Origin of the sequence: Flavobacterium subsaxonicum WB 4.1-42 = DSM 21790 (assembly GCF_000422725.1) — a bacterium.
Taxonomy (GTDB): domain Bacteria; phylum Bacteroidota; class Bacteroidia; order Flavobacteriales; family Flavobacteriaceae; genus Flavobacterium; species Flavobacterium subsaxonicum.
Genome location: NZ_AUGP01000028.1, coordinates 127,092 through 145,023, shown reverse-complemented (window position 1 = coordinate 145,023; position 17,932 = coordinate 127,092). Strand labels below are relative to the sequence as shown.

Sequence of the window (17,932 nt, the reverse complement as noted above, 5' to 3'; positions counted from 1 at the left end):
ACTTTTTACTTTACGACTTTCGTCTTTATGACTTACCTACAAATTCTGAACGGCAGCCTTAAATTGCTTACCGCGGTCTTCGTAGCTTTCAAACAAATCGAAACTTGCACAGGCCGGTGACAGCAATACAGTATCACCTTTTTCCGACAGTTTTTGTGCTGCCTTAACTGCCTCTGCCATGCTGGTGGTTTCTACCATTACATCTACCACGTTGTTAAAGGCATTTATAATTTTAGCGTTGTCTACCCCAAGGCAAATAATAGCTTTTACTTTTTCGCGCACTAACGGCATAAGCTCGTTATAATCGTTACCCTTATCTACACCACCCACAATCCATACGGTTGGGCCAGTCATGCTATCCAGCGCATAATATGTAGAATTGGTGTTGGTAGCCTTGCTATCGTTAACGTACTCTACGTTTTGTATTTTAAGTACCTTTTCCAGGCGGTGCTCTACGCCCTGAAAGTTGGAAAGACTCTCCATAATGGTCTTCTTCCTAATGTTCTTTAGCTGGGCTACACTAATAGCGGCCATAGCGTTCTTAACATTGTGCTTTCCTTCTAATGACAGTTCGTTTATTGGCATGGTAAATTTTACTTTTTTTATATTGCTTATAATGGTATCGTCTTTAACATATACCCCTTTTTTGGTTTTACCCGATAGCGAGAAGGGTATCAATTTCGCTTTAACTTTATTTTCGCCCAGCCAGTTGCTTATTGCTTCGTCATCCGCATCATACACCAGGTAATCATCCTCGGTCTGGTTCATGGTAATCCTGAACTTGGCGGCTATGTAATTTTCGTACTTGTAATCGTAACGGTCTAAATGATCCGGACTAATGTTGGTTATTACTGCTATGTGCGGGGCATATTTTACAACGCCATCTAACTGAAAACTGCTCAGCTCTAACACATAACCCTCAACCTTATGCTCTGCTACCTGCCATGCAAAGCTTTTGCCTATATTACCTGCAAGCCCCATATTTAAACCGCCCTGTTTTAACAGGTGGTGCGTTAGCATGGTGGTAGTGGTTTTGCCGTTACTGCCGGTTATGCCTATGGTTTCTACATCATTAAACTGGTTGGCAAACTCAATTTCAGATATTATCGGGATGCCTTTTTTAAGTATCTTTTTTACGATGTCTGATTTTTCCGGTATGCCCGGGCTTTTCATTACAACATCGGCATTAAGTATCAGGTCTTCGGTGTGCAGGCCTTCTTCAAAGCTTAGCTTATTAAGAGCAAGAACTTCTTTATAATTATTTTTAATCGTACCGCCATCGGATATAAACACATCATACCCCTTTTTTTTACCCAGGATAGCAGTACCTATACCGCTTTCTCCTCCACCTAATACCACTAATCTCATATCTATCGTAGTTTTAATGATACTAAAGAGAAAATAGACAACACTATGGCAACAATCCAGAAACGGGCTACTATCTTACTTTCATGATACCCCTTTTTCTGGTAGTGGTGGTGCAGCGGCGCCATAAGGAAAATCCTCTTGCCCTCGCCAGTTCTTTTCTTGGTGTATTTAAAGTACGTTACCTGTAGTACTACCGACAGGTTCTCTGCCAAAAACACCCCGCACAATATGGGTATAAGCAGCTCTTTACGTACTGCAATAGCCAGTACCGCTATAATACCCCCTATGGTAAGGCTGCCCGTATCGCCCATAAATACCGATGCCGGATAGGTGTTGTACCACAGGAAACCCACCAGCGCACCTGCAAAGGCCGCTATGTACACAGTCATTTCGCCGGAGTTGGGTATGTACATTATATTCAGGTAATTCGAGAAAATAATGTTACCCGATACGAAAGCAAAAATACCCAGGGTTAATACGGCTATAGCCGATGTGCCTGCCGCGAGCCCATCGATACCATCGGTAAGGTTGGCCCCGTTAGACACTGCCGTAATGATAAATATCACAATCGGGATAAATATCAGCCAGGCGTAATCTTTATAGTTATCGCCTAAAAATGATAGTATCTCGGCGTAATCAAATTCATTATTTTTAAAGAACGGTATGGTAGTGGCCGTAGATTTTTCTTCTACCGGCGATGGCGAAATAGTGTTCTGGGTTTGCTCTGCATAAATGTTAACCCTGCCTGTATCTGTACGCACCGTTACCGATGGATGAAAATACAGTATGTAACCCACTATTAAACCAAGGCCAATTTGCCCCACTACTTTAAACCTGCCTTTTAAGCCCTCTTTATCTTTTTTAAAGATCTTAATATAATCGTCTATAAAGCCAATAGTACCCATCCATAAGGTGGTAACAATTAGCAGCATTACATAAATATTATCCAGCTTTGCCAGCAGTATTACCGGTATAAGCGTTGCAATAATTATAATAAGCCCACCCATTGTTGGTGTACCAGCTTTTTGCGACTGCCCTTCTAAACCCAACTCTCTAACTGTTTCGCCAATTTGCTGCCTGCGCAAAAAGTTAATTATTTTTTTACCGAATACCGTAGAGATAAACAGCGATAATATTACAGCCAGCCCCGAACGGAAGGTTATATACTGAAACACCCCGGTGCCCGGCACATCCCATTTTTTATCTAAAAATTCAAATAAATAATATAGCATATACCCTATTTGTTTAGTTGCTCTAAAATTTCTTTCACTGTTTGCATATCATCAAAATCATACTTTACACCTTTAATCTCCTGGTAGGTTTCATGGCCTTTGCCGGCTATGAGTATAATATCGTTAGGGCGGGCTAACTGGCAGGCTAACTTTATGGCCTGCTTTCTGTCTACCACCGCTACCGTTTTTTTATAGTTTTGGGGCTCTACACCCTTTTCCATATCTTCTATAATATCCTCGGGCGCCTCGCTGCGCGGGTTATCACTTGTAAAAATGGCCCTGTCGCTCATGTTAGATGCTATGTGCGCCATAACCGGGCGTTTGGCAGTATCTCTGTCGCCGCCGCAGCCCACAACGGTTATTAACTGCTCGTTACGGGTACGGATGGTTTCTATAGTGCTAAGTACATTCTCTAACGCATCGGGCGTGTGGGCATAGTCTACAATTGCGGTAATGTTACCGGCCGATACTATAAACTGGAACCTGCCACTAACACTTTCCAGCAGGCTTAGCAAACGCAATACCTCAAGCTGCTCTAAGCCAAGGTTAATTGCCGCTGCATAAATAGCCAGCAGGTTGTAGGCATTAAAGGTGCCTATAAGCTTAACCCAAACCTCTTCGCCGTTAATTTTTAACAGCAGGCCGCTTAACTGGTTTTCCAGTATTTGCGCCCTGTAATCAGCATAGGTTTTAAGGGCGTAGGTAATTTTTTTAGCTGCGGTATTTTGCAGCATTACCAACCCGTTTTTATCATCGACATTTACAATGGCAAAAGCCGATTTTGGCAAATGGTCAAAGAACGATTTTTTAACATCCCTGTACTCAGCAAAACTGCTGTGGTAATCCAGGTGGTCGTGCGAAAGGTTGGTAAACACACCCCCTTCGAACACCAGGCCCTCTGTGCGGTGCTGGTGGATACCGTGCGAGCTAACTTCCATAAAGCAGTAATCGCAGCCGGCGTCTATCATTTCGCGAAGGTATTTGTTTATCGTAAGCGAATCGGGCGTGGTATGTGTAGCCTTGTGCTCTACGTTATCTACCATTACCTTTACCGTACTTAGCAACCCTGCTTTAAAGCCCGCATTTTTAAACAACTGGTACAGCAATGTTGCAATAGTTGTTTTACCGTTGGTACCCGTTATGCCTACCAGTTTTAAACTGGCCGACGGGTTACCGTAATAGTTGGCCGACATATACGCCAGTGCCGAACTTGCGCTTTTTACCTGTACATAGCTTACGCTATCTATAATGGTATCGGGCAGTACCTCACAAACTATGGCAACAGCGCCTAATGCTATGGCTTTATCAATAAAGGCATGACCATCGCTTTGTGTACCCCTTATGGCTACAAACACATCGCCGTTGGTTACAAGGCGCGAGTCGAACTCAATTTTAGAAACAGCAACATCCGTAGGCCCTTTTACGGCCTGGATAGCGGTTTTATATAATATGTCTCTTAAGAGCATCACGACAATTCTAATATTATAGACTGGTTTTTACTAAAGGCCTGGCCCGGTTTAAGCGATTGCTTTTTTACCTTGCCCATGCCTATTACCTGCACTTTAAAGCCCATGTTACCCAAAAGGGCTACGGCATCCATGCCGCTCATGCCAATGGTGTTGGGTATAACATCGGTCTTACCCTTGTTTTGCTTATCGTAATACACAGCATACAGCTGGTCTTGTTTTTTAATGTCTTTATCTATGGCCTTAACCCTGTCTGAACTTGGCACATCGGTAAATATTTTTTGCGCTATCCTGCGGAATACCGGCCCCGACACATCGGCCCCGTAATACCCCTTGGCAACGTGTGGCTTGTTAACTATAACCACACAGCTGTACTGCGGCTCATCGGCAGGAAAGTAGCCCACAAAAGTTGACGAGTAATACATATCGCCATTGGTCTTGCCGCCTTTAGCATAGTTAACCTGCGCCGTACCGGTTTTGCCCGCCATAGAAAAATGGGGCGAATACAGTTTTTTACCTGTACCCTTTTTAACCACGTTTTCCATAATAGCCCTAACCTTGTTAAGCGTTTCCTGGCTGCATATTTTAGGGTTCATTACCTCTTTGTCAAACTTTTTAACCGTCCTGTCCCACTCTTTTATCTCTTTTACAAACAGTGGCCTAACCATTTCGCCGTTGTTTGCAACAGCGTTGTAAAACGTAAGGGTTTGCAGCGGTGTAAGGCTTACATTATAGCCAAAGCCCATCCACGGCAGGGTTGTACGCGACCAGAATTTATCGGTTGTCTGGGGTATATAAGGCCTGCCTTCTCCTTTTATGGCAACACCCAGTTTTTTATTTAACCCAAAACCGTTTAAACGGTCCACAAAGCGCTGCGGGTTGTCTTTAAAACTTTCGTAAACTGCCTGCACCAATACGGTGTTAGACGACAACTCGAAGCCCCTTGCCAATGATATTTTACCGTAACCCCCTTTGTGCGAATCGCGCACGTGGCGGCCAAAATAGGCTACATCGCCACCATGCGTATCATATACTTTACTGGTATCTATTTTCTGGTCTTCTAATACCGATATTAATCCTGCCAGCTTAAAGCTCGACCCCGGTTCAGACGATTCGCCTACCGCGTAGTTAATGGTTTCGTAGTACGACCCATCGGTAGCGCGGCCCAGGTTAGAAATGGCTTTTACATAGCCTGTTTTGGTTTCCATAACCACCACACAGCCATGATCGGCTTCATAATACTCCAATTGCTTAAGCAGCGCATGGTGGGCAATATCCTGAATGTACACGTCTATGGTAGAAACAACATCATAACCATCAACCGGCTCTACCTCATTAAGATCGCTAATGGGTTTCCACTGGTTTTTGGCTATTTTTTGCATCATGCGGCGGCCGTTCTTGCCTTTAAGGTATTGGGCAAAAGCACCCTCTATACCCACATCGCGCTCTTCGTCATAACCAATAGTCCTTTTGGCAATTTTGCCTATAGGGTGTTCTCTTATAATTTTTTGCTCGGTAATAATACCGCCTTTAAATGCCCCTTTATTAAACAGCGGAAAGCTTTTTATACGAAGCAGCTCTGTATACGATAAATCTTTAGCCACCAGCATGTACCTGTTTTTGTTGGTACGTGCCTTACGCAGGTCGTGGTAATATTTGGCGGCAGGCTGCTGGCCCAGCATTACGGCAAGAGAATCGGCCAGGTCCTGTACATTATCATCAAAATCTTCCCTTTTTGGCGCCAGGGCATCAAAACGTATGGTGTAATTGGGTATAGATGTTGCCAAAAGGCTGCCATCGGCACTGTACACATTGCCCCTGTTGGCCGGTATATCAAAATTTTTAACCGTACGGTCTTTAGCAAGCTGGCGGTAATAATCGCCCTCTACCCACTGTATGTTGGTAAGCTTTATAGCAATAAGGCAAGCCATCACAAAAATTGCGAAGGCTACAATATATATCCTGAAGGATATTTTTTTGTCCTCTACTACTCCCATAGCTTTTGCCAGATGTTTTTATCGTTTGGTTTTACCACTTCTATTTTTTTTGGCGGAACAGACGATGGGAAAATTTCCCTTTCTTCCATTTTAGCCGATACGGTGCTTTCCATCTTAAGCTCCATAAGCTCGCTCCTGCGGTCTACAAACTCAGCCCTAAGCTCTTTTACTTCGCTTTCGAGCGCACTTATCCTGTATATTTTTTGCTCGTAATTGTGCGAGTTGGCGATCATTAGTATAGCTACCAGTATAAGAAATACTATAAAGCGCCAGTTTCTCATAGACCCCTGGTCTACAAGATATTTTGCTTTTAATAATCCGTATACACTATCTTTCATGCTATTTCTTTTCAGCCACCCTTAACCTTGCACTACGGGCCCTGTTGTTTATTTTAATCTCTTCTTCGGTTGGCACAATCAGTTTTTCGATAATCTTAAACGGCACCTCAAAGTTGCCAAACATATCGCGTTCCGGCTCGCCCTCAAACATACCGTTACGCACGTAGCGCTTTACCAGCCTGTCCTCCAACGAATGGTACGCTATAACACTTAGCCTTCCGCCCGGTTTAAGCAAATCCAGCGACTGCTCTAAAAACTCTTTAAGCACATCCATTTCGTGGTTAACCTCTATACGGATGGCCTGGTAAATTTGCGCCAGTATCTTGTTGCTTTTGTGTGCCGGTAAAAACCTGCCCAGCACCTGCTTAAGCTCGCCCGTGTTGGTAATAGGCTTTTCTTTACGCGCCTCTACAATTCTTGATGCTAATGCTTTAGAGTTGCGCAAATCGCCATAATCAAAAAACATACGGCTCAGGTCGGCTTCCTCATAATCATTAACCACCTTAAATGCATCCAGGTCGTTCTTTTTGCTCATTCGCATATCCAGCATGGCATCAAAACGGGTACTAAAACCGCGCTCTGCCACATCAAACTGGTGCGATGATACACCAAGGTCGGCCAGGATACCATCTACCTCTTTAATATTATAAAACCTCAGGTATCTTTTAATAAACCTAAAGTTTTCGGGTATCAGGGTAAACCTTTCATCGTCTATTACATTGGCCTGCGCATCTTCGTCCTGATCAAAGCCAAACAAACGCCCGTTGGGGCCCAGCCTGCTCATAATTTCGCGAGAGTGCCCTCCGCCTCCAAAGGTTACATCTACATACACGCCGTCGGGCTTTATATTAAGCCCATCTACCGTTTCTTTTAACAATACCGGGTTATGATATTCCATCGTCGTCGTTTAAATTGCCCATTACCTCTTCAGCAAGATCGGCAAAGTCATCTGCCGACTCATTAATAGAGTACTCATATTTGTCTTTGTCCCAAATCTCCACGATATTTACAGCCGAAGAAAGCACTATGTCACTCTTAATGTCTGCAAAAACCACCAGGTCTTTAGGTATCAGCAGCCTTCCGGCGCTGTCCATCTCAATAACTTTTACACCCGCGGTAAACCTTCTTATAAAATCGTTGTTCTTTTTTACAAAACGGTTTAGCTTGTTTATTTTTTCCATCATCTTGTTCCACTCCGCCATTGGGTACAACTCCAGGCAGGGCTGGAAAACCGAGCGCTTTAAAACAAACCCTTCTTCCAGGCCTTCATGCAATTGCTTCTTCAAAGGAGCAGGCAACATGAGCCTTCCCTTAGAATCTGCCTTACATTCGTATGTGCCTATGATGGTATTCAAGCAGTTAGGTTTAAGATGATTTTATAGCAAATATATATATATTTTACCATTTTTTACCACTGCCTCCCACTTTGTTCATAAGTTTTGCGATTTTTTACCACCTTAAATGCCCTGTTGCACGCATACCGCGGCATAGCGTTTTGAAAGATTTTAAACGCTAACAATTATTTAGTAAGGGTTATTTAAAACTTTAAGAGTTCTTAACAGTAAAAATGCAAAAGGATGAATATTTTGCTGAGTGGTACTTTAACGAAAATTTGACATTTTGGGTGGTAAATTGTGGTGGGAGCAACCGTAATGCGGGCTGCCGTGTTATGCTAATGTTATGCGGGCATACGAAAGTGAAAAATAACCCAAATAATGTGCGGTTAAACTTATTTTTATGTATAATATCATATATTTGTGCTGATTTGAACGATTACAAACCCTTATGCAAAGCACACAAAAAGAAGGAAAATACAGCTACTACGAAGCTGGAGAAGGTACACCAATAATTATTTTACACGGCCTTATGGGCGGTTTGAGCAATTTTGACGGTGTTGCCAAGTATTTTCCTGAACACGGATATAAAGTAGTTATACCCGAATTACCCATATACACACAAAGCATTTTAAAGACTAACGTTAAGGCTTTTGCCCGATGGGTAAAAGATTTTATTACCTATAAAGGTTTTGACAGGGTTATACTTTTAGGCAACTCGCTGGGCGGCCACATTGCGCTGTACCACACTAAAATGTACCCCGAAAAGATGTTAGGCCTTATTATTACCGGAAGCAGCGGCCTTTATGAAAGTGCTATGGGCGACAGCTACCCACGCCGTGGCGACCGCGACTATATTAAAAAGAAAGCCCAGGAGGTATTTTACGACCCCGCCATTGCTACCGATGAGATTATAGAAGAGGTGTACGCCCTGGCTAACGACCGTATTAAGCTTATTAAGACACTTACCATTGCCAAGAGTGCCATACGCCACAACATGGCTAAGGACCTGCCTAAAATGCATGTGCCAACAGGTATTATATGGGGCAAGAACGATAGCGTTACCCCACCCGATGTTGCCGAAGAGTTTGATAAGCTGCTACCCAACTCCAGCCTGTATTGGATAGACAAATGCGGGCATGCTGCCATGATGGAGCACCCGGACGAGTTTAACCGCTTAATGCACGAATGGCTTAAGAAGTCGGGACTTTAGGAAAGTTGGCGGTGTTCAGTAGGCAGTGTTCAGTGTTCAGTGTTCAGTGTTCAGTCTCAGTCGGCAGTTACATTGAAGGTATTTAGTTGTCAGTTGATAAACCGGCAACTGTATTCTTTCAACCGACAACCAGCAACAGACAACCAGCAACAGACAACCAACAACCAAAAATACATAAGAGCTATTAGCTCCACAAAAACCACCTTGTTTTAAACCGGTGGTAAATTGTGGAACTGATGGCTCTCTTTTTTTTTATGATCGGGATGTAGTGATAATTTACCCATGTTATTTTTTTATCTGATCGGGAAATTTGTCCGCCGGAATGAGTCCATTTAAAACAAGTGGTAAAAACACGCTAACTCGAAGTCCGAAAGTGAAATATCAATGTTAAAATGAGGCGAAAAAAGCAATTATGCTCCAAATTTAAAATGCGTATCTTTGCACTTTAATAAGCGCAAGCGCTAAAATATACCCCTATGAAAATTAATACTGCCGAATTTATTGTAAGTAACTCTGATGTAAGCAAATGCCCTAATGAGCCGTTGCCGGAGTACGCTTTTATTGGCAGGAGTAATGTGGGCAAGTCGTCGCTTATTAACATGATTACCAACCGTAACAGTTTGGCAAAAACATCGGGTAAGCCCGGTAAAACGCAGTTAATCAACCACTTTAAGATTAACGAGAACTGGTATCTTGTCGATTTACCCGGCTACGGCTATGCCCGTGTGTCTAAATCTACTAAGGAGACCTTCCAGAAATTTATAACCGATTACTTTGAGCGCCGCGAGCAGCTAGTATGTGCTTTTGTACTGATAGACATACGGTTAGAGGCCCAAAAGATAGACCTTGAGTTTATTAACTACCTGGGCGAGACCGAAGTACCTTTTTGCATTGTATTTACAAAGGCCGATAAAATTAGCCGTGGCAAGGTAGACCAGCATATTGCCGCCTACCGCAAAAAACTGCTTGCCAACAACTGGGAAGAGATGCCGCAGCACTTTGTAACATCGTCTACAGAGGGCACAGGCCGCGACGCCTTACTATCTTATATTGAAGAAGTTAACCAGGGCATTTTTAAAAACCAGGGGTTTGTATAGCAGCCCTTTTACCTTATAAAACAAAGGCGGAGCAATTGCTCCGCCTTTATTTTTAGTACCTAACCAGTCGGGGTTTACCTGTATAGCCAGGCCGCTACCTTGTAGTTACGGTCAAAATACTCAGGCTTAGGTGCCTGCCTGGCATTAAACACAAACAACGGAACAATACACTCGTACAACGACCCGTGGCTACGGTAATTTGGCGCTAACGTCTCATTTTCAGCCTCAGACAGTTGTCCAAAAACCGTTGTTTTGTTGCCCAGCACCATTAAATCGCCTACACGCTCGGGCATAAGGCTGTATTTTTCAATAGCTTCGGCTTTGGTTAAAACGGCCTCCACCCCATTTAGAGACAGCAGGGTCTTTTTTACCTTCTCCAAATCCTTAATGTCTTTTAAGTACACATAGGCACTGCCCCCCATACCGCGATGGTGCTTAAAATAACGGTCCTTTTCCGGTGATATTGAGATACGTATAGGCGTTTTACGCTTGGCACATGCTTTCTCTAAATCCCAGCAAAGGTCTTTATGGTTAAGGCCGTGGTCTGCCGTTATTAGTATGGCAGCATCGGGTGCGGTGGCCCTTATCTTGCCTATATATTCATCAAGTTTATGGAGGAACTCCTTTGAGTCCTTTTCTTCCGGAGCCCAGGTATGCATTGGGTAATCAGTGGTATGAATGTACACCAACCCATACTCAGGGTTGTTTTTAAGGGTATAAATAGCCGACTCCATAATCCAGTAGCTAACATCTTTAGTATACACCGCAGGTGGCGCACCAAACTGCTTAGCCCAAACCGATTCTTCGGCACCATCGCACTCCGGGCATAACGATGCATCGGTGCTAATACTCATAATATCAATGGTTTTCTTCTTTACACTAAACAATGCCGACTTGATTCCCAGTTTCTTAGCCCTGTCAAAAATAGTGGGCACGGTAATCATATCGGGGTCTTCAATAAACTCCTCCTGCCCTGTGGCAGGGTTCATCCAAACGTTGCCCGTAATACCGTGCTTATTAGGCAGTTCTCCGGTAGCAATAGCCACATTGTTTACGTTAGTAACCGCCGGCATAATAGAGGGCACTACTTTAAAGATGCCTTCCTTCTCCATCTTGTTCAGGTTGGGCATATCGCTGGCGCGGTAATAGTCTTCGCCAAAGCCGTCTATCATTATAACAATGGTGCGTTGCGGCGTTTGGGCATGCAGTAGCTGGGTTGCAAACAGCAGTAATGCTGCTTTTAAAATTGACTTCATAAATACTGTTATTTTTTTGATGCAGCAAAGTTGCACCTACCCAACCAACCCCACGACTATTTCAAGCTAAGAAGTAAATCTCGGTCGATTTTTACCCGTAAAGCTCTGGTAGTATTGCGCTTAATGCAATATTAATTTATTGTTAAGCACCAATAATTGTATGCGAAAATCAATTTGGTAACATTTAAGCAACGCTGTTTTAACCAACCACGAGCTATTTTTGCCATTAGAAAACAGCATAAGCTAATGAATTATATAATTGCCGCCGGATTAGTACAGGTACTGTTATGCATAGCCTTTCTGTTCATCAACAAAAAGAAAGATACCAGTAACTACCTGCTAATTATACTGCTAACCTGTATAGGCTGGCACCTGGCCACTAAATTCTATATTTTTACAACGGTTAGCAACCCGGCGGTGGCCTTTAGGATGCATACCTTTATACAACTGGCCTATGGCCCGCTGCTGTATATGTATGCCCGTAAAAAGAACGACCTCAACTTTTTACCCGCCCGCCTGTGGTACCTGTTTGTGCCGCTTATTGTGGTAATGACGCTCTATACCTGCACCACCATTGCCATTTACCAATATCCTGCTTACAGCACCACCATTTTAAAGCTATACAATACAATAGTGTTTTTACCCATAGTGCTATCGCATCTTATCTTTAGCTACCTTTTACCCCGAGCAGCTACTAACCCTAACGAATACAGCCTTATAACCGCCCTTAAAATAGTGCTTGGACTAATAGGCCTGACCGAAATAGCCTTGCTTGTTGGTGGTAATCTAAGCCAGGCCATTAACCCATATATAAGGAGTGTATTGTACTTGTTGCTAAGTGCCGTGCCTGTTTTAATTATCCGTTATAAATATGTTGGCAGCGCAGGCCTTTCGGCAGAATTTCCGGCTGTAGCCGAAGAAGTGCCAAAGGTTGAGACTATTGATATAATTGCCGAACGCAGGTTACTTTTGGAAGCCGACAGGCACGCCCACATTTTCAGCAAGTTAGAAGAGGTACTAAGAAGCAAAAGGCTGTATAACGATGAAGACCTTACGCTCGAAAAACTGTCGGCGGCATCGGGCATTAACCGCCACCACATTTCTGAAACGCTCAATGTGTTTGCGCAAAAGTCTTTTTACCAATACATTAACGAGTACCGCATTAAAGAGGTACTGCACCGGTTGGATGCGCCCAATCAAAAATCTGTAAGCCTGCTTGCCATTGCTTACGACTGTGGCTTTAAAACCAAAGCATCGTTTAACCAGTACTTTAAAAAAATAGTAGGCCTAACACCATCGGGCTACCTAAAAAACAAAAAAGCGGCCGAAGCCGCTTAATTAAATCTGTATAACTGATTACTTACCTTTCTTAATTTCAAGCTTTTCGGCAAAATAATCGCAAAAGTCTTTCATGCTCTCGCTCATTTTTTTGTCGCCTGTAGCACGCTCAAAAGTATCAGACATAGACACTAATGTTTGATGAAAAAACACCTTCATCTCGTCTACCGGCATATCTTTTGTCCAAAGGTCTATACGCATGCTTTCCTGCGGCTTGCTGTCCCAAACGCTTAGCATCAAGGCTTTGCTCTCCTGGTTAACCACACCGCCATCCTGGGCGCTCCAAACCAGTTTCTCCGGCACGCGGTTCTCGTCCAGTTCTACTACTATCTTAATTTCCGACTTTATTGTTGTGTTATCAGCCATTACTTCTTGGGTTTGTATTTAGAATTATCAAAAATAGTTTTGGCATCGGCTGCCAAAAGTTCCTGCAAAGTTACATTTTTATTGTTTTCCATGTAAGCTTTTACAATTTGCCATCCCACCCACTGGCCTAACCTGCCGGGAGTCTCATTATCAAAACCTTCCTGAAACTTGCTAAACGGCGCCGGGTTTATAAACCTGCCGGGCAGCTTGGCATCGTTACTGTAAAACAATTTATTTTCTACAAAATAGCGCCACATCTCGGCTTCGTTGGCAATAGCCCAGCCTATCTGGTCTTTGGTGTAGCCAATTTTATCTTCATCGGGTGTTTCCGGCAGCAGCACATCTTTTAGGTATAGCTCTTTACCGTAGTATATCATAAACGAAAGCAAATTCTTATCTGCCGGCGGGGCAATCTTACCATTGCTGAACGACGTTACCACATCGGGCAATATCTGTGCGGCATCAAACTGTTGTATCTGGTATTTGGGCAGGCCCTCATATACCTTATTGTCTCTACCCAAATAAAGGCTTAGTGGTATTAAAACAAGCTTATTGGCATACACGCTTTTAACCTCAAGATCATCAGACACTAAGGCCACCACCTTTGGCGTCTCCACCTTAGGATAGTAGTATTTTATGTGCTGAAATAATGCCGCAAGATCTTCGTTAAGCGCATTTGTATTGGGGAATTTCTTAAGCACCTCATCATACAACTTTAGCAAAAAAGGGTCTTTCATGTTGTTTAGCCACACGGTATCGTCGTTACCGGCAGGAAACAGGTACGGAAACTCCTGTTTTATTTTAGGCAGGTCTTCCGGCTTGCCGCCAAAGAAAATCTTGTCAAAACGCACTACCTCAACCTTAGGCACAGGCACGGCGGCTACCTTGTCTTCTACCTCATTTTCGTTTTTGCACGATACCGCAGCAAGCGCCAGGGCAAAAAACAGGATATATTTTTTCATTTTATGAGTTTATTACTTACTTCTTAATCTTGGATTTTTTAATTTTATGGCAAATATACAATCTCTAATACTTTATACAACCATGCACACCTGCAGCAATTTTCAGGCCGAGGCCATAAACAACCATATTGTAAACTGGCTTAGAACCTATGCCGAGAACGCTAAAGTTAAAGGTTTTGTTGTGGGAATATCAGGCGGGATAGATTCGGCGCTTACATCGTCGCTTTGCGCACAGACCGGTTTGCCTGTAGTTTGTGTAGAAATGCCCATACACCAGGCCGAAAGCCACGTTAGCCGTGCCCGCCACCATATTAAAAACTTAAAGGCCCGTTTTGATAATGTTACATCGGTGGAAGCCGACCTTACTCCTGTTTTTGAAACTTTTAAGCAACAGGTACCCGATACGGATAACCCCTATTTATACGACCTTACCCTGGCCAACACCCGTGCCCGCCTGCGTATGACTACCCTTTACTACATTGCAGGCATACACAGCTCTTTGGTGGCCGGTACCGGTAATAAGGTAGAAGATTTTGGCGTGGGCTTTTATACCAAATACGGCGATGGCGGTGTGGATGTGAGCCCTATTGCCGACTTAACCAAGACCGAGGTGCGCCTGTTAGCTAAATACCTGGAGGTGCACGATGCCATACTTATTGCCAAACCTACCGATGGACTTTTTGGCGATGACCGTAGTGATGAAGACCAGCTTGGCGCAAGTTATGAGGAGCTGGAATGGGCTATGGCCGAGGCCGAAAATGGCAGTACGCACAACGATTTTAGCGGCCGCGAAAAAGAGGTTTTTGAGATCTATAAAAGACTGAACACCATTAACCAACATAAGATGCAGCCAATACCGGTATGTGAAATTCCCTTAAATTTGAAATAAAATTCTTTCATTCACAATACTTTAAGAAACTAATTGCTAACTTTACTTAAATGTAGAACCCAAAAAACGCAATTATGATCAAATTATGCCTTGCGGATAACCATCCTGTTGTGCATTACGGGATGAAGTCGTATTTTAGCGACAATCCGCAAATTAGTTTTGTGGGGGTGGTAAATAACCTGGACAGCCTTTTGGATGTTTTGAGCAAAAAAACGGTAGATGTTGCCGTTGTAGATCTGGAGTTGGATGGCCTTACCAGTATCAGTTCTGTAAAGTCGCTGATAAAGGAATTTCCTGAAACTAAAGTTATTATATTTACCAACCTTGCCGAGCAAATTTATGCCCCAAATGCACTTAAAGCCGGAGTATCGGCCTATGTACACAAGAGTGCCAAAATGGAAGAGTTGGAAAGCGCTATTAAAAAAGTAAACGAAGGCGAAGTAGTATTTAGCGACACCGTTAAAAAGAACTTAGCCCTGCTTAACAAAGGTAAAAAATCAGAGCGTTTGTACAGAAAGCTCTCTTCGCGCGAAATTGAAGTACTGCGCTACCTTAGCGAAGGCAAAAAAAACAAAGAGATTGCCCGATTACTGGAACTTAATGAAAAAACAATTAGTACCTATAAACTTAGGCTGCTTACCAAACTACACGTTACCAACCTGGTAGACCTGGTAAACAAAGCTAAAACTTTGGATATTGTTTAAACCCTTAACAACCAATTACCGGAACAAACAACTACACTAAAAAGAATCTAAGACTAAATGTTAATCTGGCGCAGGCCATGTTACCTTACAGCAAGACAAAACGCCCCCTTATCACTACGAGGGGGCGTTTTGTGTTTATAGGGCTTGTCTTATTGTCCCCTGACTTTAGCTGTGGGTTAATGCAGGTTACATGTTGGCTTTAGCCAAATATAATTTATGAAAGCTGTCTCTAAAAAAAACTACTCCTAAGCCTGTTTATCTTACGCGATAAATAGTTTACAAGCGTGTTATAATCGTTTACCGACATAAGTATCTCCATATTATCTGCATCGGGGCTTACCTGCATTTTAAGGTCTTGTATAAGCCTGCCAAGCAATAGCCAGCGCAGGTCGATAATATGTTCATTAGTATAAGCCGCAATAGACATTGCCTTATCCTTAACGGGAATTTGTTTCTTTTCTTCCCAATCGTGCAGTATGTATTTTTCGTCCTGCATAAAAATATCGGTAGCCATATACTGCAGGTCGGGGTGCAGGCCGTTTAAAAACACATCCACATTCATTTCCTGGTGCGCCATGTAGTGGTCTATAGCAGCCTTGTAGATATCTTTAAACACAGGGTTGGTAAATTGTATCTCGTCTTCCTGTAGGTTAAGGTAAATACGATCGTACACCTTATAATTTTTCTTTTCAGAATGCTCAAACTCCTTACCAAACTCGTCGTACTTAATGTACACATCTTCAAACTCCTGCTCTGTACCGCCGTAAAGTAATAGTATTTCTATCATACGGCGTTCCAGCCCATCCAGTATATTAATGCGCTCCTGTTGCTGGTCGGGCGGCATGGAGGGGTCAAAATACTCCTCCTCGGGCACTGGGCGCATGGCGTTGGCCCGTTGCTCGTCTTTCATTTTCCTGCCCGTGTCGGCAATATCTTTAGATATAAGCTGCGCCAGGGTACTTGCAAGCACCTGCTCGCTAATATCCATTATACGGGCACACTCCTGTATGTAAACTTCACGCTGTATCTTATCCGGAATTTTGGCAATAGAACTCACCATATCGCGAATAAGCCCTGCTTTTTTAACCGGGTCGTTCTTGGCCTCATCCATTAGTAATGATGCCTTAAACTGGATAAAATCCTTGGCGTTGGCATCAAGATAGGCCACTAACTCATCATACGATGTTTTACGGGCAAAACTATCGGGGTCATCGCCATCAGGAAACGTACAAACCTTTACATTCATGCCTTCTTCCAAAATAAGGTCGATACCACGTATGGATGCTCTAAGCCCGGCAGCATCGCCATCAAATAAAACGGTAATATTTTTAGTAAGGCGATTAATAAGCCTTATCTGGTCGGGCGTAAGTGCCGTTCCGCTGCTTGCAACCACGTTTTCTATACCTGCCTGGTGCATTTGTATTACATCAGTATAACCCTCAACCAGGTAGCAATTGTCTTTTTTGGCAATTTCCTGCTTGGCATGATAAATACCGTACAGCACCTTGCTCTTGTGGTAAATATCGCTTTCGGGGGAGTTTAAGTACTTGGCGGCTTTTTTATCGTTGCCCAATATACGCCCACCAAAGCCCAGCACGCGCCCAGACATACTCTGGATGGGAAACATTACCCTGCCGCGAAAACGGTCGATATGGCGGCCGTCTTCCCTAACTATGGTAAAGCCGGTTTTATCTAAATAGTATAATTTATAGGCTTTGCCCAACGCCTCTTTACTAAAGGCATCCCACTCTTCGGGCGAATACCCCAGGCCGAATTTCTTAATGGTATCGGCTGTAAAGCCACGCTCTTTAAAGTACGAATAGCCAATAGCCTGGCCTTCATCGGTATTGAGCAATATATTCTGGAAGTACTTTTGCGCAAATTCAGACACCAGGTACATGCTTTCTTTTTCGTTAGCCTGTTCTTTTTGTTCTTCGCTTTGCTCGGTCTCCTCTATTTCTATATTGTATTTTTTGGCGAGGTATCTTATGGCTTCGGGATACGAAAAATGCTCGTGCTCCATTAAAAAAGCCACGCTGTTGCCACCCTTGCCGCTACTAAAATCTTTCCATATTTGCTTTACCGGCGACACCATAAACGACGGCGACCGCTCGTTGCTAAACGGGCTCAGGCCTTTATAGTTGGTTCCCGACTTTTTAAGGTTAACGAAATCGCCAATTACCTCCTCTACGCGGGCAGTTTCAAATACGGTATCTATAGTGTTTTTAGAGATCAAATCTTAGTGGAAGTTGCAATGTTATTGAGCGGCAAAGTTACAAGTTTTTTAGGTATGGAAGATTATACTTTATTACAAACAACCCCACTTTAAAGTGCCGCTCCAACCACTTTGCGTACCAATAAAACTAAATTAT

Annotated in this window: 16 protein-coding genes; 5 read left to right on the top strand and 11 right to left on the bottom strand. The window is 43.2% G+C overall.

Annotation, left to right across the window (positions count from 1 at the left end):
* Window positions 1-36 precede the first annotated feature (36 nt).
* The 7 genes from murD to mraZ are packed head-to-tail and all read right to left on the bottom strand — an operon-like array spanning window position 37 to window position 7,756.
* A complete protein-coding gene (murD, locus tag G509_RS0109600) occupies window positions 37-1,368 on the bottom strand; it encodes a UDP-N-acetylmuramoyl-L-alanine--D-glutamate ligase (protein ID WP_026991334.1) in 1,332 nt (443 codons plus the stop codon).
* Window positions 1,369-1,370: 2 nt separating this feature from the next.
* Window positions 1,371-2,600: a phospho-N-acetylmuramoyl-pentapeptide-transferase gene (mraY, locus tag G509_RS0109595; protein WP_026991333.1), complete on the bottom strand. Its 1,230-nt coding sequence runs from the start codon at window positions 2,598-2,600 to the stop codon at window positions 1,371-1,373.
* Between the two features lie 5 nt (window positions 2,601-2,605).
* Window positions 2,606-4,066, bottom strand: a complete 1,461-nt coding sequence (locus tag G509_RS0109590; protein ID WP_117590895.1) for a UDP-N-acetylmuramoyl-L-alanyl-D-glutamate--2,6-diaminopimelate ligase — start codon at window positions 4,064-4,066, stop codon at window positions 2,606-2,608.
* Window positions 4,066-6,063, bottom strand: a complete 1,998-nt coding sequence (locus G509_RS0109585; RefSeq protein ID WP_026991331.1) for a penicillin-binding protein — start codon at window positions 6,061-6,063, stop codon at window positions 4,066-4,068. The genes G509_RS0109590 and G509_RS0109585 overlap by 1 nt, the downstream gene beginning before the upstream one ends.
* Entirely contained in the window at window positions 6,054-6,401 is a 348-nt protein-coding gene (locus tag G509_RS0109580) for an FtsL-like putative cell division protein (RefSeq protein ID WP_026991330.1), read from the bottom strand. The genes G509_RS0109585 and G509_RS0109580 overlap by 10 nt, the downstream gene beginning before the upstream one ends.
* Before the next feature lies 1 nt (window position 6,402).
* Window positions 6,403-7,299, bottom strand: a complete 897-nt coding sequence (gene rsmH / locus G509_RS0109575) for a 16S rRNA (cytosine(1402)-N(4))-methyltransferase RsmH (protein ID WP_026991329.1) — start codon at window positions 7,297-7,299, stop codon at window positions 6,403-6,405.
* Window positions 7,286-7,756 (bottom strand): division/cell wall cluster transcriptional repressor MraZ, encoded by a 471-nt coding sequence (gene mraZ / locus G509_RS0109570; protein ID WP_026991328.1) that lies wholly within the window; start codon window positions 7,754-7,756, stop codon window positions 7,286-7,288. The genes rsmH and mraZ overlap by 14 nt, the downstream gene beginning before the upstream one ends.
* A 430-nt stretch (window positions 7,757-8,186) precedes the next feature.
* On the opposite strand from mraZ, the gene G509_RS0109565 reads away from it, so the two are divergent.
* Both G509_RS0109565 and yihA read left to right on the top strand, forming a co-directional pair.
* Window positions 8,187-8,948 carry an alpha/beta fold hydrolase gene (locus G509_RS0109565; protein ID WP_026991327.1) on the top strand — a complete coding sequence of 254 codons (762 nt, stop codon included), beginning with the start codon at window positions 8,187-8,189 and terminating at the stop codon, window positions 8,946-8,948.
* 476 nt (window positions 8,949-9,424) lie between these two features.
* Entirely contained in the window at window positions 9,425-10,045 is a 621-nt protein-coding gene (yihA, locus tag G509_RS0109560; RefSeq protein ID WP_026991326.1) for a ribosome biogenesis GTP-binding protein YihA/YsxC, read from the top strand.
* 74 nt (window positions 10,046-10,119) lie between these two features.
* Here the strand turns inward: yihA and G509_RS0109555 are convergent, their stop codons facing one another.
* Window positions 10,120-11,301, bottom strand: coding sequence for an alkaline phosphatase family protein (locus G509_RS0109555; RefSeq protein WP_051200097.1), 1,182 nt, complete (start codon window positions 11,299-11,301; stop codon window positions 10,120-10,122).
* 246 nt (window positions 11,302-11,547) lie between these two features.
* Between G509_RS0109555 and G509_RS0109550 the strand changes: the two genes are divergently transcribed.
* Window positions 11,548-12,639: a helix-turn-helix domain-containing protein gene (locus tag G509_RS0109550; RefSeq protein WP_026991324.1), complete on the top strand. Its 1,092-nt coding sequence runs from the start codon at window positions 11,548-11,550 to the stop codon at window positions 12,637-12,639.
* Window positions 12,640-12,657: 18 nt separating this feature from the next.
* On the opposite strand, the gene gldC is transcribed toward G509_RS0109550, so the two are convergent.
* Entirely contained in the window at window positions 12,658-13,005 is a 348-nt protein-coding gene (gene gldC, locus G509_RS0109545; RefSeq protein ID WP_026991323.1) for a gliding motility protein GldC, read from the bottom strand.
* Entirely contained in the window at window positions 13,005-13,967 is a 963-nt protein-coding gene (gene gldB, locus G509_RS0109540) for a gliding motility lipoprotein GldB (protein ID WP_026991322.1), read from the bottom strand. Before gldB ends, gldC begins: the two co-directional genes overlap by 1 nt.
* 82 nt (window positions 13,968-14,049) lie before the next feature.
* On the opposite strand from gldB, the gene nadE reads away from it, so the two are divergent.
* Window positions 14,050-14,856, top strand: a complete 807-nt coding sequence (nadE, locus tag G509_RS0109535; RefSeq protein ID WP_026991321.1) for an NAD(+) synthase — start codon at window positions 14,050-14,052, stop codon at window positions 14,854-14,856.
* Between the two features lie 74 nt (window positions 14,857-14,930).
* Window positions 14,931-15,560 carry a response regulator transcription factor gene (locus G509_RS0109530; RefSeq protein ID WP_026991320.1) on the top strand — a complete coding sequence of 210 codons (630 nt, stop codon included), beginning with the start codon at window positions 14,931-14,933 and terminating at the stop codon, window positions 15,558-15,560.
* Between the two features lie 229 nt (window positions 15,561-15,789).
* On the opposite strand, the gene dnaG is transcribed toward G509_RS0109530, so the two are convergent.
* Entirely contained in the window at window positions 15,790-17,796 is a 2,007-nt protein-coding gene (gene dnaG, locus G509_RS0109525; RefSeq protein ID WP_026991319.1) for a DNA primase, read from the bottom strand.
* Window positions 17,797-17,932 lie beyond the last annotated feature (136 nt).